Raw genomic sequence first — 26,168 nt, forward strand, 5'->3', positions numbered from 1 at the left:
TAAATTGAAACCTTTGTTTTTCAAAGGTGTTTGTTATATCGTTGATAGAGAATTAGTAATGAAACTTGCAGGATACCTACTTAAAAGTATTAGCATCTTTGGATCTATATACCCAAATCATTAAAAAGAGCATTAATGTTAGCAGATGTAGTAGATTTTCCTTTCTCTATTTCTTCTAAGGAAGCATTTAAATTATCTCGATTGGCTTTTGTGCTCAATAAATATTTTATTTCCTCTAAGCTATTATTTTTACTTTTTGCCATTTTAAGATCATTTTAATCCTCCTTCATCAATAGCCCAGGACTTAAGTCCTGGGCTATTGATTGAGTGTATCTATATCTTCATGTTGACATACCAACTTAATACCCAATTCGGGTAGAAGTAGGGTGATGTCTTTTTTATTTATCTTTAAAATATTGGCTTCAGTACCATCAAAGTTTCCTTTTTTAATGAGTACACGGTCGCCAGAAGTGAGGTCAGCCATGTTTACTGTACTTGTATCAGAAAGCTCACCCATAAAACGTCGAAACGCTTCTATGTGTTCGTCTCTAAGAACAGCTGGTTTTCCTTGCCAAAATACGAAGTTTAAGGCAGCAGTATCTTTCAAGACCTCCCAACGAAGGTTTTCTTGAATTCTAATAAATACATAAGAGGGAATTGCGGGAAGCGTTACCTTTTTTTTTCGGTCGCTCCATTGGCGAAGAGTGGTGTAAGTAGGGCAGTAGACTTCATAACCTCTATCAGCGAGGCGCTCTGCTACTTTTTTTTCTGCACGAGGTTTCGTGTAGATCGCCATCCATTGTTCTGCTTGTTTGTTAGTTTGCATTTGTATCTTCCCAAATTTTTAATGAGGGGACAGGCAAAGAATGTTCATTAAATAGTGGAATACTTTCTATGGTATAGCATATTGAACGCTTTATTGTATTCTCTACTTTATGGATGGTCGACTGCAGATACTCTTCATTTACTTCGCCTACAATCAATAACTCAATGGTTTTGTTATTGGTGCCATTGGCTAGATCGCCTACTAAAAATACTTGTTGTACCTCACCAAGGTTGTTTAATACCTTTTCAATTATAGCATCAATACCTACATATTTTAATACAATGGTTTGTATGTCTGTATATAAAGGGTGCTTGGTGTTGGCCTTGAAAAGTTTTTTATTTCCTTCTACAAAAGACATCAGCATGTCAGCTTTCTCTAAACGGTTCAGCTCCACTCGTACCGAATTGGTAGACTCTGAAAATTCAGTTGCTAATCCTCTAAGGTAAGATGTGTTTGTAGGATTGATAAAAAACTTAAGGAGTAATTTAAGGCGGGTTTTTGAAGTTATTAGTGCGTCTAACAAGTGATTAAGAGTAGTTTGTTCCTTTGTTTTATTTATTATTTAGTTCATACCGGGCATGGCTTCGCCACGTCAGTCACACATTTTTTTCTTTTTGTATGACCTCTATTTCGTAACGAGCGTAAATTTGTGTGGTTTTTTTTTGTTTTGCAAGGTTGTGAGTATTTTTTTTACTCGAAATTTTTATTAGGGGTGTTTTAATGGGGTGGTTGCTTTTTAATTTGGTTGTTCTTCATTTTTTCCATTGCTGAAAAAACGAAGCAAAAAAGCTAGGCTGTGAAGCCAAAAGCTAAATTTTCCTTCAGTTGCCTAAATGATTCTAAACTCGCTTCGCTCAGACAGAGAATCATTTTTTAAGGCGCCTTTCGTTAAATTTTTGATGCTTTTTTCTTCAAGGCCGTTTGTTGGTGCTCGTTATTTTGTTTTTCAAATTGGGTGATGTGGTTGGTTTTAATTGGATTCTATTTTGGAAATCGATGCTGTTGTAGGGACGTTTTACTAAAAAACGTCCATCTCAATTGGGATGCTGTAGTAGGTGTTTTATCATAATTTACTTTGGAAATCGATGTTATATCATCAGCCCATGGTTTCAACCGTGGGTTTTAGAAGGGTTATATATTAGGGCGAAATTTCTTATCTTTGCATTATGAATATAATTAACGAAATTCATAGTATTCGAATACAAAACTTGTGTGAGAAATATAATGTTGAAAAATTATTTCTCTTTGGATCTGCAGTAACAGGTTCTCTAAAAAAGGATAGTGATATTGATTTTTTGGTGAGGTTTAAGAGGGGTGAGCTATCTAGTTATTTTGAAAATTATATGGCTTTAAAAGAAAATTTGAAATTACTTTTTAATAGACGAATTGATCTCGTTGAAGAGCAATCTCTTCGTAATCCAATTTTCATAAACTCTATTAATAAACAAAAAGAGCTCATTTATGGATAACAAAACATTAAAATGGTTGTTTGATATAAAGATTGCAATAGAAGAAATTGAATCTTATTTTTCAGACATACCTAAAGATTTTTTTGTTTATCGTGAAAATATAATGTTAAAAAGAGCAATTGAACGAGATTTGGAAATTATTGGTGAAGCAATGAATCGGATTATAAAATCAACTCCTTTAATTCAAGATCAAATAACAAGTGCTAAATCAGTAATTGGCTTGAGAAATCAAGTTATTCATGCTTATGATAATATTTCAGATGAAATGATTTGGTCTGTTTTAATAAAGCATCTGCCTATTCTTAAGAAAGAAATTGAAGTTCTTATTAATGATTTTAATATTTCAAAGAAATAAGTATACTTTTAACAAGTGTTATGCCCTTAGTCTTTGTATCAATTTTCTTGGCGATGATGCTTTATTATCAGCCCATGGTTTCAACCGTTGGGTTCTTCATTTTTTCCATTGCTGAAAAAACGAAGCAAAAAAATCTAGGCTGTGAATCCAAAAGCTAAATTTCTCTTCAGTTGCCTAAATGATTCTAAACTCGCTTTGCTCAAACATAGAATCATTTTTTACGGCGCCTTTCGTTAAATTCTTAACGCTTTTGTCTTCAAGACCGTTTGTTGGTGCTCGTTGTTTTGTTTTTCAAATTGGGTGATGTGGTTGGTTTTAATTGGATTCTATTTTGGAAATCGATGCTGTTTGTAGGGACGTTTTACTAAAAAACGTCCATCTCAATTGAAATGCTGTAGTTGGTGTTTTATCATAATTTACTTTGGAAATCAATACCTATCATTTCTCATGGTTTTAACTGAGGAAGGAAATTGATTTGATGTTAATGGCTTGCTTGCTTTTCAACACGTGGTTGTTCTTCATTTTTTCCATTGCTGAAAAAACGAAGCAAAAAAATCTAGGCTGTGAATCCAAAAGCTAAATTTCTTTTCAGTTGCCTAAATGATTCTAAACTCGCTTCGCTCAAACACAGAATCATTTTTTACGGCGCCTTTCGTTAAATTCTTAACGCTTTTGTCTTCAAGACCGTTTGTTGGTGCTCGTTGTTTTGTTTTTCAAATTGGGTGATGTGGTTGGTTTTAATTGGATATTATTTTGGAAATCGATGCTGCTTGTAGGGACGTTTTACTAAAAAACGTCCATCTCAATTGAAATGCTGTAGTTGGTGTTTTATCATAATTTACTTTGGAAATCGATAGTAAAATCTTCTCCATCCTTTAATCCTGTAAATCTTGGTCTTTGTTGGATGTTGAATTACAATTGTAATTTTTTCACATCTTCAATAGATAACCCAGAATATTTAGAGACTATTTTAATTGATAATCCATCAGAGAGCATTTTTTTTGCAGCTTTAATGGCATTGTTGTACTCGCCAATTTCAATACCTTCTTCTTTTCCAATCTCTCTACCTATCTCAATTCCTTCACCTTTTGCAGTATCTAGGGAATTTTTTAGGTCTCTGTAATATTTTAAACTGTCTTCGTAGGAGAGGAGCTCTTGTTTTGTCATTTTTGAAATTTCGGCCGTTTGAAAGAATTGTTCAAATATTTTTTCCTGTAGTTCTACTGGGATTCGGTCTAGTTTATTAAGGTTTCTAATAACGTAAAGCCATTTTTCATATCTGTTTTTAAGTTCAGTAATGTCTTTATTGAATTTAGGCATTTCTAGGTATATAAATGTGAGCTTATCATAGAATACTTTATTTGTATCTATATCTGTAAGCTTTACATCGTATCTGTATTTTTCTTTGTTTTCTTTATCTTCATCAAATACAAAATCTAATATGCCAATGGTGTAAACAGCTTTTAATTCATAGTTCCAGTTGGACCTTTTAGCTTGTTCTACAATAGGGAAGGTTGAATAATAGAGTGTTCTATCTTTAAAGAAATTTTGTTTCGTTTTTTGTAATTCAACAATAAATTTCTCTCCTTTATCATTTTCACAATAAAGATCAAATATTGCTTTTCGATCTACATCACTAGATCCTAAATGTTCATTTTTTAAGTAGGTGAGTGTTTTAATTTCTCCTTCTTGTTCTTTTAGGAGTTCATTTAAGAAATCGATAAGTATATTTTTATTAGGCTCATGTCCAAAAAGGCGTTTGAAGCCGTAATCTGTAAAGGGGTTAATATATTTGTCTTGCATGATTGTATCTATTTATGGTGTTACATTTTACTTTGTAATTATCCTAAATTTATCATTTTGCAAGATACAAAAATCTGTTCTTCATTTTTTCCATTGCTGAAAAAACGAAGCAAAAAAAGCTAGTCTGTGAATTTAAAAGCTAAATTGATCTTCAGTTGCCTAAATGATTCAAACTCGGCTAAAGCCTCAAACACTGAATCATTTTTTACGGCGCCTTTCGTTAAATTCTTTACGCTTTTTTCTTCAAGGACGTTTGTTGTTGCTCGATGTCTTATTTTTCAATTGGGGTAATGCAGTAGGAGTTTAATCATTTACTATTTTGGCAATCGATGCTGTTGTAGGGACGTTTTACTAAAAAACGTCCATCTTGCATTTGCAATAAAAAATTGGACAAATAATTAAGCCACCTTAAACTTTTTATAATTGTAGTAAAAATAGGGACTGACATACCTCAATTTTGAATGAGGTCTCTTTCTATTATACCAAATTTCAATATACTCTGCCACTTTCAATTTCACATGAAATAAAACATGATTTGTATATTCATATTTTAAAATCTTAAAGAAATGTTCTGCTACAGTATGTTTTGTACCCAAAACTGCGTTTTCTTCTCTTAATCTCAAATCCTTTCTAGACATACTCTTTACTACATTATGATTACTAAGTATTCTTAGAAAACTCTTGCTAGAGTACTGTACACTTCGATCAGAATGAAAGATTAAACCATGAGATGGTTTTCTATTTAATATAGACATTTCCCATGCTCGGTTTACCGTTTCATCCATAGTCATTGTATCTGATATGGACCAACCTTTAATTTGTCTATCAAATAAATCCATAATGATTGTCAGGTAAGTCCATCCTTTAGAAGTCCACAAATAAGTGATATCAGATACCCACGCTTTTGATGGTAAATGTGGATTAAAATTTCGATCTAAAAGATTTGGAGATATTCTAAAATCATGATCTGATAAAGTAGTTTGAACTTTAAATTTCCGACTTATAATACTTATTAAATCCTCTTTTTTCATCATCCTAGCTATTTTAGGTCTAGAAACATGAAAGCCATTATTATTTAATATTTTGGTTACTTTAGGACTCCCAAACCTTCCTTTTGATTCTTTATATACAGCCTTTTTTAATATCTCACGTTCCTCTTCTGCTTCTTTTAAAGCTTTACGTAAACGTGCATTTTCGTATTCAAGATCTGTCATTACAGGCTTGCCATTTCCTTGAAAACTATTCTCTCCATATTTTTCTTCCTCTCTAATTTAACGAGTGACCATATTAGAATTTAATTCTCTACTCACTTCTTGAATTGATTTACCTGTCTTATGAAGATTAACAACCATCTGTTTAAACTCCTTGTCGTAAGCTGTTTTTTTCTCATAATTAAAGATAATTATTTAAGGCTTAACTTACTGTCCAATCAAATATAGCAGGTCTAGAGTTATCAATTTGGGTCAAGTGAATGATCAAAAATATAACACTACTGGTTTAGCAATTAAACACGCTTAACCGCTGTTATAAAGCACTTAGTTATAACGGGTTGTGTTAGTTTGGTTTAAACGGTTATGAATCACAGGATTGAAAAATCTTTATTACTTTTATCAGAAGTATTTTAAACCCTGCTTAACGGCAGGGTTTTTTTTTATATATTTACTATGCAAAACGTAAATCTATATTATGACACTAAAGAACCTATTTATATATATAATCTCATTTATCTTTTGTTCTTGTACCTCAACAATAGAAGATCCAAAATATACTTTAGGTACAATGTATTACCCAATAGAAGAGGGCTGGTATATTACGTATACGATAGATACAACATTTATTGATTTTGATGATCAGAATGCTGATAAAGATGGCGTTGTTAATATTAGTTCAATTCAGTTAAAAGAATTTATTTCTTCTCCTTACGATGATGGTTTTGGTGGACAGAATTTTAAACTTGATAGATATAAACGTTTAGATGAATCTATGGAGTGGGAATTAGACTCTGTTTGGGCTTTAGCGTATAGAAAAGGACAGGTGATTAAATATGAAAATGGTATTCCATATATCAAAATAGTTAATCCTTTAGAAGATAGAATGAAATGGAACCAGAATGCTTATAATAATCAAGGAGCCACATCAAGTAGTGGGTTTGATTTAAGATATGAAGTAGCGTCTGTGGGAAGAGTTTATGTTTTTGGGAGCCAAACATATTCACCCACAGCTGTTATTAATGAAGTGGATCAAGAGAATGATATTACAAATTCATCAGTGAAATTAGTATCAGTCTATGCAAAAGATATAGGGTTAGTTTATAAAGAGTATAAGCTGTCTAAAAAGAGATATTATCAAGCTAAATCTTCTGATGCTACACTAACGGGTAATCCATATTGTGGAAATAATGAAAACAGCGAATTAATTACGCTTGGAAATGGACAGAGAGTTGTTAACCCATTTTTTGAACAAGACGTTTGTGAAGAGAATCCAATCTATAATGTAAGTGCAGATAGTATAGAAAGATGGATAGCAAGATGGGAAGATGGAGTTAATAATGCTGTTGTAGATTGGGAGACGCAATCTAACGGAGTAGATACGGTTTATGTAGTGTCTATGTACCATCCAGATTATAAAAATGGCTACAATGAGGTAGGCACGGAAATTAAACAATCTATAATTGAGTACGGAATAGCATTCCCTACTGAATAAGTCTTTATAGATTTTTTATTATTAAAAAACATGATCTAAATTGCACTTGTATTTTTAGAACCGTATTATAAACTTTTTTATGGCATTTACTGCAGAATCTATATTAGCAGACATGAAAGCAAACAAGTTCGCACCTATGTATGTATTACAAGGTGAGGAACCGTTTTATATAGATAAAATTACTTCTTACATTGAAGAAAATGCTTTAACAGAAGCGGAGAAAAGTTTTAACCAGACAATTTTGTATGGCAAAGATACTACGTTAACTCAAGTTTTAGAGAGTGCTCGTCGATTTCCTATGATGGCAATGAGGCAAGTAATTATCGTAAAAGAAGGACAAGATTTACCTGATCTGAATAGAAAAGGAAGTCAAGAAATTTTTGCTCAATATGCTGCAAACCCTGTTCCTACAACAGTGTTAGTTATTGCTCTAAAAAATAAAAAGTTAGACGGTAGAGGTGCTGCAAAAAAAGCTATTGATAAGAATGCTGTTCTTCTTGATACTAAAAAGATGTACGACAACAAGATTCCTAGTTGGATCAAATCGTACTGTAAAGATAAAAATTATAAGATCAAGGATAGGGCAATTAATTTAATTGCTGAATATATAGGTAACGATCTCATTCGTATTACGAACGAACTAGAGAAGTTAATGCTAAACTATTCTAACGATACAGAAATATCTGAAGCTTTAATCGCAAAGCATATCGGAATAAGTAGAGAATATAATGTATTCGAATTGCAAAATGCTTTAGGCAAAAAGGATATCTTAAAAGCGAACAGAATTGTTATGTATTTTAATGAGAATCCTAAAAGTAATCCGTTTGTAGTAGTGGTTGGTACTTTATTTTCATATTTCTCTAAGGTGTTAGTAGTGCACGAAAATTATAGTCAGGCAGACCAAGTGTTGTCAAAACTATTGGGTGTTAACCCTTATTTTATTAAAGATTACAAATCTGCCGCAAATAATTACCCAAGAGAAAAGGTTTTAAATGTAATTGAATCTCTACAAGATGCTGATTTAAAGGCTAAAGGTATTCGTGCGTCACTTTCTGATGACGAAAATCTTAAAGAATTGGTGTTTAAAATCCTCCATTAGAATTTAATAAATAGTATATCTTCGCGTGATTTTATTAAACCTGTAATTTATCACACTATGAAGATTTTTAAATCATATACTTTTGAGGCAGCTCATTTTCTTCCTCATATGCCAGAAGGACACCCATGTAGAAGAATCCATGGTCATTCTTGGAAAATGGAACTACATTTTGATGGAGAATTAGTTATGCCATACGAATGGTTAATTGATTTTCATGAAATTGATACTGCAGTTGATCCAATTTATAAAATATTAGATCACAACTTCTTAAATGAAGTAGAAGGATTAGAGAATCCAACATCTGAAGTAATTTCTATATGGGTTTGGAATAAAGTAAAAGCAAAACTACCTGCACTTTATAAAGTTGTAATTTTTGAAACACCTGAAGCTGGATCAGAATACTTAGGTGAGTAATTTATATATCTTAGATTCTAGAAAATCAGTAACTATTTAAAAGGTTATTCTACATTATAAAGTGGGATAACCTTTTATGGTTTATACATCGAAAATGCTTCTGGCTTATCATTAAACATTTTTTTTGTTTTTACCCACGTCTGTTTAAAAAAATCAGAACCCCTATAATTGTTTAATGCTTCTTCATCGTCCCAAATACTAAATGTCATAAATTTATTCACGCCATCTTTATCTTGAAGGAGAATAACAGAATGACACCCTTCAAAAGCTTCAATGGTAGATTGAATAGTAGTAAACATCTCCTTAAAATCTTCAATTTTGTCTTCTTGGAAAGACATACGGACAAATCTATGTAACATCTTAAAAACAGCTTATTAAAAATTGTAATTTATGCTTGAAAATATGCAACTTTGCATGAATTTACAATCAAGCAGAAGATAAAAATTTTAATATATATGAAAGAGTCAAATATCCGTATCAAAGTTGAACTTGATGAAAAAAGTATTCCGGAAAAGATTTTTTGGAAGGCAGACGATTCTGACCAAGTAGGTTTGTCAGAAACTAAAGCATTTGATTTGAACATCTGGGATCATGAGCGTAAAGAAACATTACGTATTGGTTTATGGGGTAAAGAAATGACTGTAGAGGAAATGAAATTTTTCTACATTGATGCTATTGGAGGTATTGCTCAAAATATCTTTACTGCAACAGGTGATGAGAAAATGGCTTCTGAGATACATAAAATGTGTCAGAAACTTTCTGACCATGTAAAAGAAACAACAAATAAAGGGAAGTAGTTATCTACATTCTTTATGATACTAAAAACGGACTGTAAAGTAATTTACAGTCCGTTTTTGATTAGGAGAAGAAAGCTTTTATTCTATCCCAGAATGTTGGGTCTACCTTTTGTATTGCACCAACTTTATTTGTATCTCTCTTTCTTTTTCTATCCTTTGATATTGGGATAAGGTTAGCTTCTAATCTTTTATAAATATTTCGTTTTTCAATTTGCATTAGATAGTCTTCAAGAGGTAAATCTTGTCCTTGTGACCACATGTCTGTTAATTGCTGTATTCTATTGGTCGCATCCTTAGGGGTAAGCTCACAACGTGCTGATATAGCTTCTATGGATAGCTTATTTGTATAATGCATCTGTAGTAGCAGTAAATCTTTGTCATTAAACTTAATTTCAACATCTTCAACAATATAATTGTCCTTTTCTTTAGGGAAGTATTCTAGAATTTTATCCGGAAAATGATCGTCTTCTGTTAAAGTAGTTGCATTAAAAATCAAAGTGGTGAGTGCCTTGCAATACCCTTTCTGAAAAAGAACAGGATCTGTAATTTTCAATTCGTCTTGAATTTGAAAAAAGAAATCTTTGTAAGTTCTTTGAATAAGACGTTCTTCTCGGTTCTTAAAACCTAAAATATATCTGATATTGGGTAGTAATATTGTTGTGCTCATACTGTAAAAATAAAAGGCTTAGGTTAATTGTTTTAACCTAAGCCTTAATTTTTGGAAAAAATAACCAATTAGAGTAAAATACTACTAGTAAGCTCTTATTTCTTTTCCTTCCATATAGTTTACAAATGCTTGATTTGCGACCTTCATACCTCCATGAGTAGGGAAGTTACCTGTGAAGTACCAATCTCCAAGGTGATGAGGGCAGGCTTCGTGTAAGTTATCTACTGTTTGATAGATTACTTCTACATCAGCTTTAATGTGATCAAGTTTTATGATTTCAGCAATTTCTTGACTGATTTCCTCGTCAGAGAATTGATCATAAAGTGTTTGTACTAAATTCTCATCAATTACATCTTTACGAAGAATTGATTTAGAACGATAATACACTTCATCCAATAGCTCGTCCATGTTTCTTTTTTTCACCAATTTGATCATTGCTCTAAAAGCAACAAACTCCTTCATCTTAGACATATTGATACCATAGCAATCAGGATATCTAATTTGAGGTGCTGAAGAAACAACAATAATACGTTTTGGTTCTAATCTATCTAACATCTGAATGATAGATTTTTCTAGAGTAGTACCTCTTACGATAGAATCATCGATAACTACAAGAGTATCAACTTTCTTTTTAATTACTTCGTAAGTCGTATCATATACGTGAGCAACCATGTCGTCACGCATAGTATCGTCTGCAATAAATGTACGCGCTTTAACGTCTTTAATTACAAGCTTTTCTTGTCTTGGACGGAACGTCATCATCTTTTCAAGCTCCTCTCCAGATACGCCATTTTCAATAGCTTCTAGACGTTTCTTTACAAGATATTTATCCATTCCTGCCATCATACCTAAAAATGCTGTTTCAGCAGTGTTAGGGATATAAGAGAAAACAGTATTTTCAAGGTCGTAGTCTAAAGCTTTAAGTACTTTAGGTACAAGAAGTTCACCTAATTTTTTACGCTCTTCGTAAATTGCAGGATCAGTTCCACGAGAGAAATAGATACGCTCAAAACTACAAGATAGCTTTTCTTGAGGCGTTAAATATTCTTTCTCTTCGTAAGAAGAATCTTTGTTTACAATTAAAGCATGACCAGGTTGAATTTCTTTGATTAGATCATAATCTGCATTAAAAGCGGTTTTAATAGCCGTTTTTTCTGATGCTACAACAACAATTTCATCATCAGCATAGTAGTATGCTGGACGAATGCCGTTTACATCTCTTGCTACAAAACTTCCGCCATAACCAGTTAGACCCATGATAGCATAACCACCATCAAAATCCTTACACGAACGAGTTAGTACCTTGCATAGATCAAGTTCTTCCTCAATTTTGTTCGAAATTTCAATATTAGTTAAACCAGAGTTGTTGTTTTTTTGGAAGAGATCTTGTACTTCTAAATCCAAAAAATGACCGATTTTTTCCATCACAGTAACAGTATCCACATTTTCTTTTGGATGCTGACCAAGGTGAACAAGCTTGTCGAAAAGCTCGTCAACATTTGTCATGTTAAAGTTACCGGCCATGATGAGTTGTCTGCTTCTCCAATTGTTATTACGCATGAAGGGGTGACAGTGAGCAATTGTATTTTTACCATGAGTACCATAACGAAGGTGTCCCATGTATACATCGCCCATAAAAGGGATGTTTTGTCTGAGGTAGTCAGCATCGAAGTACTTCGTGTTGTCTTTGCTGATCTTGTTTAGTTTTTTGCCTACCTTTTTGAAGATGTCGTTAATTGGATCTGCTTCCACTGACCGAGCTCTATCTACAAATGGAAATCCCGGTTCTAAGTCTAGTTTAATACTAGCAATACCGGCTCCATCTTGACCACGGTTGCGTTGCTTCTCCATCAAAAGGTACATCTTGCTGATAGCATACGTTGGAGTACCATATTTCTCAATAAAATAAGAAAGAGGTTTCCTAAGTCGTAGCATTGCAATGCCACACTCGTGTTTTATGACTTCACTCACTGGACTATAGAGGTTTAAGTTAAATCCTGCACAAAAAAAGTCTTATTTCTACCTTTAACCAAATAACTATCAATAAAATATTGATTAATAGTAATGAAAAAGGGGAAATAAGACGTTTTTATGTTCTTTTATCAATATTCTGCCTTAAGTATTGGCTTAATATAATTTAAAAGATAAGTAATATGATTTTCCAAGGTTGTAAAACAAGCTTGCTTTTAGATGCTAGAAAAAGTCAGTTTCTACATTAGGTCTTTCTACTTTAAATTTATCAATATCTTCTTTAGAAACTTGCGTATCTCTGAAGTACATAATTGATAAAGATTTTACACCAACCATTGCAGAAACATCTTTTACTTTAGTTCCTGTAATAATAAGTATACTTAAATTTTCTAATGTAGAAAGAGAGTTTAGATCTGTAACGTCTGTGTTAGAGAATGTTAGCTCATTCATTGCTATACTATTAGAAAGAACTGAAATGTCAGAAACTTTACTATCCGAAAAGTAAAAAGTATGTAATTTCTTTAGTTTTGCTAAAGCAGAAATATCTGTAATTGCTGTATTACTGATGTTTAAATGCTCTAGATTTTTACTTTTTTTGATAGGAGATAAATCAACTATCTGAGTTTTTTGAATTTGAAGTAGCTTTAATTTTTTCAACTTCTTTATTGGAGTTAAATCAGCTACTTTAGTATAAGATAATTTTAACTCTTCTAACCCTTTTATAGAAGACACAAAAGATAAATCTTCCGCATTTGTTTCGTCAATAGAAAGAGACTTTAGTGTTTTGAAATTAGAAATAGATGCCCAATCTTCGAATGCTTTGTCCTGGAATAAATCTAAACTTTCTAGAGGGATATTAGCAATAGGAGCTAAAGATTTTACTCTTGTGCCTGAAAGGAATAATTCATGTATTGTCATAGAATGATTTAACGCTGTTAAATCATTTACTCTAGAATACGCTAAATTTAACCTTTTAAGATTTTGCATGTTTTTTAGAGGTGACAAATCTTTCACTCTAGTGTAAGAAATATCAATATCTTCTAAGTTTGTTAATGCAGCAATAGGTTCTAAAGTAGTGATAATTCTTTCATCACCATAATCATCATAAGCGGAGGCATTGATAGAAGTAAGTGCTTTAATTTTCTGCAAGCCTTCTTCTGTCATAGTATCTTCCTGCCACATTAATTGAGATGTAAATATGCCTTTCCAGTATTTGTCAAGACCATTCCACCATTCCATTGATAAATTATCTTGTGCAAAAGAAGGTGAAGCAAATAAGCAGATCATAAAGACTAAAAAGCCTTTTTTAATGTTTTTAGTAATCATTACTATATTATATAGAGTTCTGAATTTTCGTTCCTGTGTATTTTTAATACGAACAAAACGAGATCATATTGTATAAACTACTTATTGGAGGCGGTATATTTTTTATTTTGATGAATCAATTCGCATGTATCCGTTTTTTTGCCAAATAGTTTATATCTATACTTTGCAATAAGATCGTACCAAAAATTATTGAACTTTTCAGGTAAGAATTTACCTAAAGCGATAATTGATAGAGGAAATTTTAGATGTTTAGCAATTTTTAATGCAGCATTTGATTTAGTAAATGCCTTATTTTCAGAAATTAAGACAATACTGTCAGTATAATCAAGTGGAAGATTATAGTGTTTTAAAAGATGCATACCTTCTTCAGATTGCAAAGAACAAAATTGAAAAATATCACTTTTTTCATTTCTTATAATAAACTGCACGCTATGATCGCATAGATTACATATTCCATCAAAAAGAATAATTTTTTTTTCTTCAATCATACTTATCCTGTAATTACCTCACAATTGGGGTGTCTTAATAGAACAGTATCAATCTGATTTTGTTCGATAGATAACCCTGTTATGTTCAATACTTTTAAGGGCGCTTCAAAAATTGGCGTTAAGTCATCTATTTCAGATCCGTTAAGAAAAACTTTTTCTAGACTAGCGGTTAACATTAATGCATCTAGTTCTGCAACTGGTGTGTTTTCTAAATGTATTTCTTTAATTAAGGGGAAATACATAATAGGATCAATTTCTTCTAAAGGAAGATTTGCAGCATAGATTTTCTGTAAAACGATAAGTCTATTGAAAAATGTAAAATCAGGCCAATCGTTTAACGTTAGGTCTTCGTTAAAAAGGTGTTTATAAACTACCTTAGCATCTTTTTCTTTTGCTAATAATGATAAAATTTCATTAGTATCTGTTTCAGTTTCTTGAGCCTTAATACTTAAAATGATGATTTCTTTCCATAGATTGGAAAATTTTCTCCAGCTAGTAACTTTCATGATCGTATTTTTAGGTGATTAGTATTAATTTGACTGCAATTTACAAGATCAAAATTGAAATATGATACCAAAAATAGTTTTTTTAGATACAAATACATTAGGAAATGATGTAGTTGATCAACTCGAAGAATTTAAAAAATTAGGAGATGTTACTTTCTACGATTCTACGTCTCCCGAAGAAATTTTAACTCGAGTTAAAGATGTAAGTGTTATTGTTACAAATAAAGTTGTAATCACAAAAGAAATAATGCTTAAGTGTAAGCATTTGCAGTTGGTGGCCATTACAGCAACAGGTACAAATAATGTAGATTTATTGGCAGCAAAAGCATTAAATATTAATGTGAAAAATGCTGTTAATTATTCTTCAGAAAGTGTAGCACAACAAACGTTTGCTATGTTACTTTCTTTAGTAAATGGAATTTATAGTTACGATCAACGTGTAAAATCTGGTCAATATTCAGAAGAGTCTTCATTCACTTGGATTGGAAATAGCTTTTCAGAAATTGCAGGAAAACGTTTTGGAATAATAGGTTTAGGTAATATCGGAACTAGAGTAGCCGAAATTGCCACCGCTTTTGGAGCAGAGGTTGTGTATTATTCTACCTCTGGTATTGCAAGAAATGAAAGATATAAATTGGTTGATAAAAAAGAACTTTTCTCTACCTCGGATATTATCTCAATTCACTCTCCATTGAATGTTAAAACAGCTGACTTTGTAGGAGAAAATGAATTTAATTTAATGCGTAAATCAAGTATTTTGATTAATACAGGGAGAGGTGGCATAGTAAATGAGCCTGCATTGGCTAATGCTCTAAATAAAGGAGAAATTAAAGGAGCTGCAATAGATGTATTTGCAATAGAACCAACACCTCTTGACAACCCATTATTGAAAATCAACTCACCAGAAAAGTTATTATTATCTCCTCATGTTGCATGGGCAAGCAAAGAAGCGAGAAAGAAATTATTGGAGATTACTTATGCTAATATTAAAGAGATGAAATTGAATTAATTTTAGCAGTATTATAGTGAAGATGTAACTTGTTTTGTTATTGAATCAGGTGATTTTATTTTTTTTGAAAACCATAATGTAATTTACAATAGAAGTCATGCAGCTCAATTTTTATGGGGAAGAGCAATGAGAAAATCAGGCGTTGATTTTTATGATACAATACGTGGAGCTCATGGACATAATCTTATCTCTTTTTTCTTTGGAACAGGAGGAGATTATTTTGATTCACCTGCTGATCAAAGAGCTATATTTAGAGGTTACCATTATAATAAGTACATTCCTTCACCTCCAACTAAATTTGCCAATTCTATAATACTACCTACATACAATCTAAACAATCCAATGAATTAAAATGAGAATATATTATTTATTATTATTTGTTATTATGTTATTTTCATGTGATAATGAAATACACTCTGATGGATATTATAAAATCTTTATAGAAGAAGAACTGAATGATAAAAAGGTTAGAAGTTATGTAATTTATGTTGATTCTGTAGGTCGTACAATAAAAGATGTTAACGATGTTTTCTATGAGTATGAAAATAGTACTTTAAAAATTAAAGAAGGCTATACTTTTTATATTGATTGGCTTAGTATCGAAGGTAAAAGTAAATACCTTACATACCATTATTATTACAGTAATTCTTTGTTAGATAGTATTAAAACCTCTAGAAGAAAGAGTATTCTATTCTATTCAAATTACCCAAAAAGTGAATTAATTGTAACTAATAGTTATGATGAAAAAGGTCGAAGAATTAATGAAATATACTCAAATGGAATTACAATGAATTATCTATATAAAGATCAGATTATGAAACCATATTTAGGTGAAATAATTAATGATTTTGACACAACAATAGTAGAATTTAATTATAACAGAAACTATAATAAAAGATTTTATTATGACAATAAAATTAACTATTCGGCACATAAGCCAACCAAAATAATTATTGATTCAGTTAATAATGAGTTTGGTATTTATAAAGTAGTAATTCAAAAATATATTATTGAACAAAATTTCAGTAAGTTAAATTATGTTCAAACCTTTAAGCTTGATATAAACTATTTAATGAAGAATAATATTGAGTTAAGTAATCCTTTTATTGGATTTAATGCAAGGTATTAAAATATATATTCCCCTGTGTTCTTTTATTCTAAATCCCTGTGTACCATTTGATTAAAACAACGCCGTTAAGTTCATACTACCAATATGTATGATATCTGTATCTTCAGATTTTCTGCCGTCGTACTGCATTCTGAGTTGTAGACCAGAAAAAAGGCTTTGTGTCCAGGATACGTTCCATTTAAAGTTGGTGCCGACGGATAATGCATCGAGCATTTCGTAGGCGATGGCTGTGTTTTCTTCACCGGTGTAGGATTGGAAAATGGCACTGGCTTTTGTACTGATAGTGAAGGCGGATGCTTTACTCCATTTGGCTTCTAGTGATGTTTCTTGAGTGTCAGTATATTGAGAGAGGTTGTTTTCACTTGTGATACCTTCTTTTCTTTTGAGTTTATAGCCAAGTGTGAAACGCATGTATATTGAGGGTTGAAGTGCTATGGAGGGTTGGAGACTGTATTCGTCAATTGTATAATTTCTATCAGAAAGGTAATCTGATGCACTATTAATATCACGTTGGGTTCCTTCTAGTTTACAAGTAATTTTTCTGCCTAAATTTATTCTTCCTCCTAATGTATATTGATGGTCTTGCCTATTTTCTCTGCCTTGAGTTAATAGTTGTTGGTTTTCTAGTATTACCACTCTAAAATCAGCACCATAAATGGGGTTGCTTCTGTTAAAGAATAAGGTGTTTCTTAGTGAATATTTGTAGGCCAACATATCATTAGCAGCTGTGCTGTTAGGGAAAGGTGAGTAGCGCCCAAGGATATCTTCTGCTAATGATTTTTTGTCGACTAGGAGTGCAGAGGTATTTGAAAATCGTGAGACTAACTTTTTAATGCCAATTTCTTTTTTCCAGTTTCTTGGTGTGGTTAATGTTAACCGTAAATTTAAGGTAGCCCGGTAGGCAGGGAGGTATTCATCTGTTGGCGTGTAAAAACGTGCATATTGTCGTTCGTCTGGGTTTTGAGCCAAGAAAAATTCATTCTGATCTTTGATGCCATCGTTATTAAGGTCTCGCCATGTATGCGTACCTCTACCGTCTTCTACACGTACATATACAAATTCTCTTGCGAGTTCTCTACTAGAAGAAACCGTGTAAGTACCGTTCAGGCGACCAATTCCTTGACCAAAATTAAGGCCTCCAACTATACGTCCTTGAATACTTTCTTCATTTAAAGGCGTTGAAGAGAAATAATCCGTCCACTTTCTATAGGTTAAGCCAACGGATAATTTTCCATTTCTACCTGTTTTACCCACATCTATTTTATAGGTATCTGCTACTGTTTGTTTTTGTAATGCACCTTCTTTTGGGGCATTGTCTTCACGGTGGGCAAAACTCAATTGATAATTCCATTTTAAGCTGTCCCCTTGTTTTATGTAGGCAAAATGTTCTTCGTAATTCATCCAGGAAGAAGCAATAGAATCTGTCTGGGTATACTTAGTCTGTTGTTTATCTGTGGTATACCTGTAACCTGGCTGAATAAAATCACCTTTCCAAAAAGTATGAGCAATCAGTCGTTGCCATTGAGAATGCTGTTGTTCTTGCAATAAGTTTGCAGACATCTCAAAACCTTTGATATCCCAATTTAGACGACCAAGAGAGTAGTTGAGCTGTGCATTTTGTTGTCTACCAAAAATTACATCTTCATGGTCACGGTGAGCATAAGAATAAGAAAAAGACCTTTTACGCTCATCAGTAAGTGTGACTCCTCCTTTTACATAGACTTCATTTTTATAAGGAATGCTATCGTAGTTTAACGACCAGTTTCTATCAAATTCTATGGAACGAAAACGATCAATTTGACGGAAATTCTCATCAATATACATCATATTGGCAAAAGTAGAAATATTGATTTTATCCGTAAGTACCCTTTCTTTAGAGGTGAAATTTACTGCAATTGCTTTTCCTTGATCATCACCATCATCTTTATCAGAAAATAAATTTTGATCTTGATTAGAAAATGCTCCTTCAATACCAATACTTTCATGCTTTGTAAGATGGATATTTCCACCTAAAGAGATCATTTGTTTTTTGTTAGGTGCTACCAAACGCCTTACTGGTAAATACCGTCCTTGTCGAATTCCTTGTTCTGGAGAAACCCATTTATATACTCGCCCAAAAGGAGTGATTTCCTGTAGAATATAATCTCCTCTATTATTCCCTATATCAGAAAACCCTGCACTATACAATGGTGTGTCATTTTCGTTCGCTCTTCGAAGACAAAGAACAGGAGTACCATCACTTTGTAAAGTATCTACAGCCGTATATAAAATTCTATTGGGATCATATACTTTTACAGAATCAATTGCTGGAGCGATAGCATTTTGTAGACTATCGCCAATACCCGCTAGTATATATTTGTCCTCATCAGACAGAGAATAGAATAAGCTACTGTTTTTATCATCTTTCTCTTGGTAAAAGTTAAAATAGCCCTCCCAAGCTTTGCCTTTCATTTGATGGCTCGCTTCAAAAATAGTTCTACTATAATATTGAGTAGCATATTCATAATCCACTCGAATACGCGTGTACTGCGTAATGACTATATTTTCATTAAAAGTTATTTCCGATAAATTATAATCAATGGTATAATCATTATCAAAACCCCTCTCTTTTAAAACACCATCAATATATACCTTCTCAGAATTGGCAATAACCACAATATTGGATTCTCCATTAGGCCCTAAAAGGCGATATGGACCAAGAACGCCATCAATAGGAGATACATCAGCAGAATAAAATTGCCCTTTTGCAATAGAAATTCCCGCCTTAGTAACTGATTTTACTGCAGAAGAATCATCTCCAAGAAATACCTTAGCCTGTGCCCCCTGAGCATTTTTATTGTACCTTAAAAATACTCCAGGATCATTTTTCATTACAATGTCGCCAGCAGCCAACTGAGCATTTTTATGCTTTAACTCAATATAAACCTTATCAAAATCTTGAATTTGCTGTGTATTCCCCTCAGGCTGAAAAGGAATATCTTGATCAGTTAAGGTAGCCGTCAATGCCACATCCTCCGTAATATTTCCCTGAAGCTGCAAATTCATGGCAGAGTTCACAAAAACATCCTGACTATTCCCCATTGAAATACCCCTTGTTAAACTACCCGTCTTCTGAATATTAGGCGCATAAAATAACTCCTCCCTTTTCTGCTGTTCTTGCACCTCCAAAACATACTGATCATTACTATGATCTAAACCATAACCACCTTGAGCATAAATAGCCTGAGAACGATGATCTTGTTTACCGTTTAAATAAGTGGGGAGTATCCTATATTGTATCTTTACTAAAGAGTTATTATTCCTAATGGTGTCATTATTCGCATCCAAAAACCAAACCTTTCCCTTTAAATCAAGTACAGGAGTAATAACACGGTAAGGCCCTTGAATCTCAATAACTTTTAAAGAAGCAGGATAGACTGTAGCAGTATCTATTTGCATACCATCCATCCCCACCCACTTTTCTTTGAAAGTAGAAGATTGCCCAAATATACTATTCGGCGCCACCATCAGAAGTAAAAAGATAAGACAATAGAAGTACTGCAACATACAGAAGTTTAAAAAGTGATAACAGATGTGTTTGCTTTACATCCGATATCAAAAATAAAGAGGATACTTGGAAAATAAAATAGTAAAGGTGATAACATAAATTATAATATTTTATTTCCGTGCCAATATTTTTACAATGCCCATGCTTGAAGGTGTCATTTCTTCCACATTAACACATTTGTAGGGAAGTAGGATCGCTACGTCCTAAACCACTTTCATATTTTTCTAACGCACGACTGAAGTCATGGGCTGATGGATAGGCAATCATTTCAAAAAACATCATTTATGGCCTATAGCATTAATCCAATTGAGATGTACGTTTTTTGGTAAAACGTCCCTACAATCAATATCGATTTTCACAAAAATATATTCTGTAGGGAAGTAGCATTGCTACGTCCTAAACCACTTTCACATTTCTTTGATTCACAACAGAAGTCATGGTTAATAGATAGGTAACCATTTCAGAAAACATCATTTACGGCCTATAGCATTATTCCAATTGAGACGGACGTTTTTTAGTAAAACGTCTCTACAATCAATATCGATTTTCACAAAAACATATTCTGTAGGGAAGTAGCATTGCTACGTCCTAAACCACTTTCACATTTCTTTGATTCACAACAGAAGTCATGGTTAATAGATAGGCAACCATTTCAAAAAAACATTTATGGCTTACAGTGTTATTTCAATTGAGACGGACGTTTTTTAGTAAAACGTCCCTACACCACCATCGATTTTCACAAAAACATATTCTGTAGGGAAGTAGCATTGCTACGTCCTAAACCACATTCACATTTTTCTAACCCACGACTGAAGTCATGGGTTGATAGATAGGTAACCATTTCACAAAAACATTTATGGCTTACAGTATTATTCCAATTGAGACGGACGTTTTTTAGTAAAACGTCCCTACAACACCATCGATTTTCACTAAAACATATTCAGTAGGGAAGTAGCACTGCTACGTCCTAAACCACATTCACATTTCTCTCACCTACGACAGAAGTCATGGGCTGATGGATAGGCAACCATTTCAAAAAAACATCATTTATGGCCTATAGCATTATTCCAATTGAGATGGACGTTTTTTAGTAAAACGTCCCTACACCACCATCGATTTTCACAAAGACACAACTAGTAGGGACGTTAGCACTGCTACGTCCTAAACCACTTTCACATTTTTCTAACCTACGACTGAAGTCATGGGTTGATAAATAGATATCCATTTCAAAAACATTATTTACGGCCTACATCATTATTCCAATTGAGAGGGACGTTTTTTAGTAAAACGTCCCTACAAGCAATATCGATTTTCATAAAAACATATTCTGTAGGGAAGTAGCATTGCTACGTCCTAAACCACTTTCACATTTTTCTAACCTACGACTGAAGTCATTGGCTGATGGATAGGCAATCATTTCAAAAAACATCATTTATGGCCTACAGTATTATTCCAATTGATAAGGACGTTTTTTAGTAAAACGTCCCTACAAGCAACATTGATTTTCAACAAGAATATAAATCAATGACTACGTATCATCAAGCCCAATTGAAAAACAAAACACAGATCAACACCAAACGTCCTTGAAGACAAAAGCGTCAAAAATTTATGAAGTGAAATCGACAAGAGTAATTCAGTGTTTGAAGGCTTTAGCCGAGTTTGAATTGCTCCGATTGAACAAAATAAATTTAGCTTTTGTCTTCACAGACTAGCTTTTTTTGCTTCGTTTTTTCAGCAATGGAAAAAATGAAGAACAGCAATGTTTTTAATTTACACCCAAGCTTTGTACATTTGAACGAAATACAGCTTGTGCATTTTTTAACAAACGAACTATTACATCTTAAACTCTTGAGCTTGAACGATATAGTTGTTTTTTATGCAAAGTGTATTCATTAAATAATGCCAACAGTTTTTTCTAAGCGAAATTAACAAATTAACAAATTAACAAATTGGAAAAATATAAATATCTCTATATACTATTTTTTACCTACTGCCTTTCAAGTTGTGTGTCAAATAAAAAGTTGACTTACTTAAAACATGAAGGGGAATTAAAGGAAGAAGTTACCTACGACTCCGTATATAGAGAAGTGCCTTCTGTAGCATTGGCTTTAAACACTTTACGCCCTTTTGATCAGATTTTGGTAGAAGTAAAAACGGTTACCCCACCTGAATATAACCCTTTTGCTTATGTAGAAAGTGTTGCAGGAAATAATATAGCAAATATTCAGCATCCAGAACAGGGTAGTTTATTAGGCTATACTGTGGATGAAAATGGTATTGTAGATTTGCCTTTAATTGGAGAAGTTGCACTTGGTGGATTAACCTATACCCAAGCAGAAAAAAAATTAAAAGGAATATTAACGGATATGATGGATCAGCCAGCAGTCCGTGTGAAACTATTAAATTTCCGCTTTTCGGTTTTAGGAGAAGTAATGCGACCAGGGATTTATGGTACTTACAATAGAGAGATGTCAGTCTTAGAAGCAGTTGCCAAAGCAGGAGGAGCAAAAGAATTTGGTAATAGAGCAAAAGTAAAGTTATTACGTAAAGTCAACGGACAAATGCAAACCATTTATTTAAACTTAAATGATGAGCGTTTTATTACAAGCCCGTATTACTATCTACAGCAGGAAGATGTCTTGGTAATTTTACCAATCAAACGTCGTCCTACATTAGAATATATCCAAAGAAATGTATCAATAGTAGCTTCAATTACTGCTGCAATTGTTTCTATTGTTACCTTAATTACAGTGAATAAATAAAATGGATACTCCATCTAACAATACAAATTTTCAGCAAGATCCAGAAGACAAAGCGATCAAAGATTTTAAGAAGTGGTTTTATCTTTGTCTTGAGAATTGGAAATGGGTGATACTTTCCGTGAGTATTGGTTTGTCTATTTCAATTGCGGTTAGTTTATGGCAAACCAACCGTTGGTCTATTTCTACTGAATTGGTAAAGAAATCAACCGAATCTAAAGGAGGAGCGTCATCAAGTTTTATGGCAATGTTACCTATAGATGCTATGGGAGCTGAGTTTAGTAAGTTGAATATCGAATATGAAAAAAGATATTTTACTTCTAGAGAAATACTGGTAAGTGTTGTGAAGCAATTGGATTTGAATGTACATTACTATTCAAAGAAATTTGTAAAGAGCAATGAACTGTATAAACAAAGACCTTTTACCCTTAAGTATGACAATAAATCTACTTGGGGACCCTTTGACGGTACATTAGATGTTGTTGTCAATGAAGACCAAAAGACCTTCGAACTACAATCTTCTGAAGATACCATTGCTCAGTTTTTTGAGGGTAAACAATTTACATTTGATCAAAAAAATGTAATTAATGGTTTTGTTTTTACCCTCAAAAAAGAAAATATAGACTTAAGTTATTATCCTTCTCCATCAATTGCCATAAGAACACCTTATGCGGAAGCAAAAGGACTTCGTAAAAGTTTAAACTTTGGGATTTTAGGAGAGAAAAACACAGACTTACCCTTAATACAGGTAAAGACAGAAGGACAAATTCCTGAGAAACAGATAGATATCTTATCTACTTTAATATCAACTGTTCAAGCACAAGATATTAGAGATAAAAACTTTGCAACAAAACAATCTGCTCAGTTTATTCAAGATCAACTTTCGATCATTTCAGATTCTATGCAGTTGATTGCCAATCAGGTGTATAAGTTGAAAACTCAGAATACCGAATTATCTGGAGGGGCTGAATTAGTCTTTGAAAAGATCTATAAATTAGACGAAAAACGTAACGAGTTAGAATTAAGTATACGTTATTGTAATTACCTCTTAGAAGAAATGAAAGGAGGTATGAAAGATGAGGTATTAATGCCAGAAGCGTATGGTATTTCGGGTACTCAGTTAACAGATATGTTGAGTAAGTATTCAGAAATGAAATTGGAAGATGCTCTGTCAAATGTCCGTTTAAAGAAATCTATCTTGTACCAAGAAGAGGCTGTTGAACGTAAGAAAGCAATGAAGTCATTAAAGATAAAAATTGCAGAAGCAGTAGCTAGTACAAGAAAAGCACTCAAGATACAATTAGAAGAACTAAATAGAGAATTAAAGAAATCTATTCGTTCTACAAACACGTTGTTATCGGAAGAAAAGACATTAATGGATTATCAACGCTTATTTGAAACACACGAACAATTGTTTAAATTGTTATTAGAAAAGCAAGCGGAGTATAGTATTCGTGCAGCGAGTACTATTTCGGATTACTCTATGTTATCAGTGCCAGAACCTAGTGAGTTTCCTATCTTCCCGAAACGAAAGTTAAATGTTTTAATAGGGCTGATTCTTGGACTATCTTTTCCTTTAGGTATTTATTATGTTAAGGTATTATTTGATACGAAAGTAAGGGAAGAGTCAGACATTGAAGAAATTACGGACAAACCATTTATTGGTAATATTTCTACAATAGCAGAATTCGATAAACTGATCGATCCACTAACAAGATCTTTAGCGGCAGAAACGTATAGAAATTTCAGAACAAACCTACAGTTCTTGATCGGTGACAAAGAGAAGTTTTCTTTATTGTTTACGTCTTCTATTAGTGGAGAAGGAAAGAGTGTTACCTCTGCTAACTTGGCTAACTTTTATACAACGTTAGATAAAAAGGTGCTATTAATTGGTGCCGATTTAAGAAAGCCAGTTTTAAAAGATTTTTTCCCTGGATTAAATGATAATGTAGGTTTATCTAATTATTTAAGTGCAGGTAATAATGTGCACGAATATATTCAGAAAACGGATAACCCTCAATTAGATGTACTATTGTCGGGTTCTATTCCGCCTAACCCAACAGAATTGCTGCAAAGTAAAAAAATGAAAGCTTTGTCAGAAGAATTAAAAGAAGAATACGATATCGTTATTTTTGATTCTGCGCCTGTAGGAATTGTTTCAGATTCTAGAAAATTAATGAATTATACAGATCTAGTTTGTTATGCAATTCGTCAGGATTACACACCTAAGGCTCAATTGGAAAGGTCTTTAAGTGGAATTTCTGGAGAAGATATTAAATTGGCATTGTTTATGACTGATGTTAATATGCGTAAGAAAGGAGGTTATCAGTACTCTTATTATGGAAAAGATTACATTTCGTATTTAGAAAAGTAAATAAATATATCACTTTTTAACTTAAATAGATTAAATTTAAGGATTGATCTAACAACAATAAAAAAATAACAACGGCAGATTGCTGCAATTCGAATATAGTCATGAAGAAAATACTACTATTATTAACTTTCTGTTTAGCTGTGCATTTAGGGTTTGCCCAATCACACCGCACATTAAATTTAATTGAAAAAACAAATTACACCTTAATTGGTGGTAATATAGGTGGAGCCTATTACTCTGGGCAGTATGCAAACCAAGCTTTTAGTACAATTGATTTAGGTAGTATACGTCCATCACTTTCTGGATATATTCAGACTAAATTTGCGAAAAGATGGCATTTCCGTTTTCAAGGAACATGGGCTCAAATTGGTTCAAAAGATAATTTAAGTTCAAGCGAAAACTTTGGTAAAGCAGCTTTTAGAACTAATATTTTTGATTTTACACCAATGATGATTTTTGATATTGGTGTTAATAAAAAGAATAAATCTAGAGGTGCTTATAAGAATAGAAAGAGCAATCATTGGAATTGGTACTTGATGGCAGGTACAGGTCTTTTTGCTGCAAAGGTTAATAATTATATTGAAGAACAAGCTAATGGAAATATAGGAAGTTCATATTATAAAGTAGGTGGTACATTAAATGGAGGTTTAGGTGTGCGTTATGCTTTAAAAGAACGTTGGATTTTAAATGCAGAAGCCTTGTTTAGAATGTCTACGTCTGATGATTTAGATGGAGCAAAAAATAATTTATTACCAGTAGATTTTTATGTAACTGGTCAAATTGGTGTAGCCTACAGAATTCCTGGTAGACGTTTTATGCGTTAGTTTTAGGATTCGAATAAAAATATATAGAGAAGCATCTAGCAGTACTGTTAGGTGCTTTTTTTGTTTATTCATGATTGAAATTATAGTTTTGGGTGTTTAATT

At 32.7% G+C, this 26,168-nt stretch carries 24 protein-coding genes; 12 read left to right on the forward strand and 12 right to left on the reverse strand.

Annotated features, from left to right (window positions below; all coding sequences use genetic code 11):
* Nucleotides 1-104 precede the first annotated feature (104 nt).
* Genes EI427_RS25870 through EI427_RS04745 form a run of 3 tightly spaced genes read right to left on the reverse strand, consistent with a single transcriptional unit; the run spans nt 105 to nt 1,349 of the window.
* Nucleotides 105-263 (reverse strand): type II toxin-antitoxin system Phd/YefM family antitoxin, encoded by a 159-nt coding sequence (locus EI427_RS25870; protein ID WP_155523277.1) that lies wholly within the window; start codon nt 261-263, stop codon nt 105-107.
* 53 nt (nt 264-316) lie between these two features.
* The gene (locus tag EI427_RS04740; RefSeq protein ID WP_170178395.1) at nt 317-796 is read right to left on the reverse strand and encodes a UpxY family transcription antiterminator; all 480 of its coding nucleotides are present in this window, start codon (nt 794-796) and stop codon (nt 317-319) included.
* Nucleotides 797-815: 19 nt separating this feature from the next.
* On the reverse strand, nt 816-1,349 hold the full coding sequence (locus EI427_RS04745; protein ID WP_126612169.1) for an ArsR family transcriptional regulator: 534 nt from the start codon (nt 1,347-1,349) through the stop codon (nt 816-818).
* A 643-nt stretch (nt 1,350-1,992) separates the two neighbouring features.
* Between EI427_RS04745 and EI427_RS04750 the strand changes: the two genes are divergently transcribed.
* Together EI427_RS04750 and EI427_RS04755 are read left to right on the forward strand one after the other, a co-directional pair.
* Nucleotides 1,993-2,295: a nucleotidyltransferase family protein gene (locus EI427_RS04750; protein ID WP_126612171.1), complete on the forward strand. Its 303-nt coding sequence runs from the start codon at nt 1,993-1,995 to the stop codon at nt 2,293-2,295.
* Nucleotides 2,288-2,650 carry a HepT-like ribonuclease domain-containing protein gene (locus EI427_RS04755; RefSeq protein WP_126612173.1) on the forward strand — a complete coding sequence of 121 codons (363 nt, stop codon included), beginning with the start codon at nt 2,288-2,290 and terminating at the stop codon, nt 2,648-2,650. The genes EI427_RS04750 and EI427_RS04755 overlap by 8 nt, the downstream gene beginning before the upstream one ends.
* Before the next feature lie 912 nt (nt 2,651-3,562).
* Here the strand turns inward: EI427_RS04755 and EI427_RS04760 are convergent.
* Complete coding sequence (locus EI427_RS04760) at nt 3,563-4,453, reverse strand: Rpn family recombination-promoting nuclease/putative transposase (protein WP_126612175.1); 891 nt, start codon at nt 4,451-4,453, stop codon at nt 3,563-3,565.
* A 398-nt stretch (nt 4,454-4,851) separates the two neighbouring features.
* Nucleotides 4,852-5,667, reverse strand: a complete 816-nt coding sequence (locus tag EI427_RS04765) for an IS3 family transposase (protein WP_126612177.1) — start codon at nt 5,665-5,667, stop codon at nt 4,852-4,854.
* Between the two features lie 472 nt (nt 5,668-6,139).
* Between EI427_RS04765 and EI427_RS04770 the strand changes: the two genes are divergently transcribed.
* The 3 genes from EI427_RS04770 (at nt 6,140) to queD (ending at nt 8,669) form a co-directional block, all read left to right on the forward strand.
* Nucleotides 6,140-7,156, forward strand: a complete 1,017-nt coding sequence (locus EI427_RS04770; protein WP_126612179.1) for a hypothetical protein — start codon at nt 6,140-6,142, stop codon at nt 7,154-7,156.
* A 79-nt stretch (nt 7,157-7,235) separates the two neighbouring features.
* Complete coding sequence (holA, locus tag EI427_RS04775; RefSeq protein WP_126612181.1) at nt 7,236-8,255, forward strand: DNA polymerase III subunit delta; 1,020 nt, start codon at nt 7,236-7,238, stop codon at nt 8,253-8,255.
* A 57-nt stretch (nt 8,256-8,312) separates the two neighbouring features.
* On the forward strand, nt 8,313-8,669 hold the full coding sequence (queD, locus tag EI427_RS04780; protein ID WP_126612183.1) for a 6-carboxytetrahydropterin synthase QueD: 357 nt from the start codon (nt 8,313-8,315) through the stop codon (nt 8,667-8,669).
* 74 nt (nt 8,670-8,743) lie between these two features.
* On the opposite strand, the gene EI427_RS04785 is transcribed toward queD, so the two are convergent.
* Nucleotides 8,744-9,028, reverse strand: coding sequence for a putative quinol monooxygenase (locus EI427_RS04785; protein ID WP_126612185.1), 285 nt, complete (start codon nt 9,026-9,028; stop codon nt 8,744-8,746).
* 96 nt (nt 9,029-9,124) lie between these two features.
* Here EI427_RS04785 and gldC point away from each other — a divergent pair, with 96 nt between their 5' ends.
* On the forward strand, nt 9,125-9,466 hold the full coding sequence (gene gldC, locus EI427_RS04790; protein ID WP_126612187.1) for a gliding motility protein GldC: 342 nt from the start codon (nt 9,125-9,127) through the stop codon (nt 9,464-9,466).
* A gap of 61 nt (nt 9,467-9,527) precedes the next feature.
* On the opposite strand, the gene EI427_RS04795 is transcribed toward gldC, so the two are convergent.
* The 5 genes from EI427_RS04795 to EI427_RS04815 all read right to left on the reverse strand — a co-directional run bounded on the left by EI427_RS04795 (nt 9,528) and on the right by EI427_RS04815 (nt 14,424).
* Nucleotides 9,528-10,133, reverse strand: coding sequence for a hypothetical protein (locus EI427_RS04795; protein WP_126612189.1), 606 nt, complete (start codon nt 10,131-10,133; stop codon nt 9,528-9,530).
* A gap of 84 nt (nt 10,134-10,217) precedes the next feature.
* Nucleotides 10,218-12,104, reverse strand: coding sequence for an amidophosphoribosyltransferase (locus tag EI427_RS04800; RefSeq protein WP_126612191.1), 1,887 nt, complete (start codon nt 12,102-12,104; stop codon nt 10,218-10,220).
* A 222-nt stretch (nt 12,105-12,326) separates the two neighbouring features.
* Nucleotides 12,327-13,430: a leucine-rich repeat domain-containing protein gene (locus EI427_RS04805; protein ID WP_126612193.1), complete on the reverse strand. Its 1,104-nt coding sequence runs from the start codon at nt 13,428-13,430 to the stop codon at nt 12,327-12,329.
* A 77-nt stretch (nt 13,431-13,507) separates the two neighbouring features.
* Nucleotides 13,508-13,918, reverse strand: a complete 411-nt coding sequence (locus EI427_RS04810) for a thiol-disulfide oxidoreductase DCC family protein (protein ID WP_126612195.1) — start codon at nt 13,916-13,918, stop codon at nt 13,508-13,510.
* 2 nt (nt 13,919-13,920) lie between these two features.
* Nucleotides 13,921-14,424, reverse strand: a complete 504-nt coding sequence (locus EI427_RS04815) for a hypothetical protein (protein ID WP_126612197.1) — start codon at nt 14,422-14,424, stop codon at nt 13,921-13,923.
* Between the two features lie 61 nt (nt 14,425-14,485).
* Here EI427_RS04815 and EI427_RS04820 point away from each other — a divergent pair, with 61 nt between their 5' ends.
* The 3 genes from EI427_RS04820 (at nt 14,486) to EI427_RS04830 (ending at nt 16,562) form a co-directional block, all read left to right on the forward strand.
* Nucleotides 14,486-15,433 carry a D-2-hydroxyacid dehydrogenase gene (locus EI427_RS04820; protein ID WP_205727899.1) on the forward strand — a complete coding sequence of 316 codons (948 nt, stop codon included), beginning with the start codon at nt 14,486-14,488 and terminating at the stop codon, nt 15,431-15,433.
* 126 nt (nt 15,434-15,559) lie between these two features.
* Nucleotides 15,560-15,784: a hypothetical protein gene (locus EI427_RS04825; protein WP_126612198.1), complete on the forward strand. Its 225-nt coding sequence runs from the start codon at nt 15,560-15,562 to the stop codon at nt 15,782-15,784.
* Nucleotide 15,785: 1 nt separating this feature from the next.
* A complete protein-coding gene (locus EI427_RS04830) occupies nt 15,786-16,562 on the forward strand; it encodes a hypothetical protein (protein ID WP_126612200.1) in 777 nt (258 codons plus the stop codon).
* A gap of 51 nt (nt 16,563-16,613) precedes the next feature.
* On the opposite strand, the gene EI427_RS04835 is transcribed toward EI427_RS04830, so the two are convergent.
* Nucleotides 16,614-20,108 carry a hypothetical protein gene (locus EI427_RS04835; protein WP_155523278.1) on the reverse strand — a complete coding sequence of 1,165 codons (3,495 nt, stop codon included), beginning with the start codon at nt 20,106-20,108 and terminating at the stop codon, nt 16,614-16,616.
* A gap of 2,022 nt (nt 20,109-22,130) precedes the next feature.
* Between EI427_RS04835 and EI427_RS04840 the strand changes: the two genes are divergently transcribed.
* The 3 genes from EI427_RS04840 (at nt 22,131) to EI427_RS04850 (ending at nt 26,066) form a co-directional block, all read left to right on the forward strand.
* Nucleotides 22,131-22,871: a polysaccharide biosynthesis/export family protein gene (locus EI427_RS04840; RefSeq protein WP_126612204.1), complete on the forward strand. Its 741-nt coding sequence runs from the start codon at nt 22,131-22,133 to the stop codon at nt 22,869-22,871.
* A 1-nt stretch (nt 22,872) separates the two neighbouring features.
* On the forward strand, nt 22,873-25,242 hold the full coding sequence (locus tag EI427_RS04845; RefSeq protein ID WP_126612206.1) for a polysaccharide biosynthesis tyrosine autokinase: 2,370 nt from the start codon (nt 22,873-22,875) through the stop codon (nt 25,240-25,242).
* 101 nt (nt 25,243-25,343) lie between these two features.
* Nucleotides 25,344-26,066, forward strand: a complete 723-nt coding sequence (locus tag EI427_RS04850; RefSeq protein ID WP_126612208.1) for a hypothetical protein — start codon at nt 25,344-25,346, stop codon at nt 26,064-26,066.
* Nucleotides 26,067-26,168 lie beyond the last annotated feature (102 nt).

It is taken from the genome of Flammeovirga pectinis, assembly GCF_003970675.1.
GTDB lineage: Bacteria > Bacteroidota > Bacteroidia > Cytophagales > Flammeovirgaceae > Flammeovirga > Flammeovirga pectinis.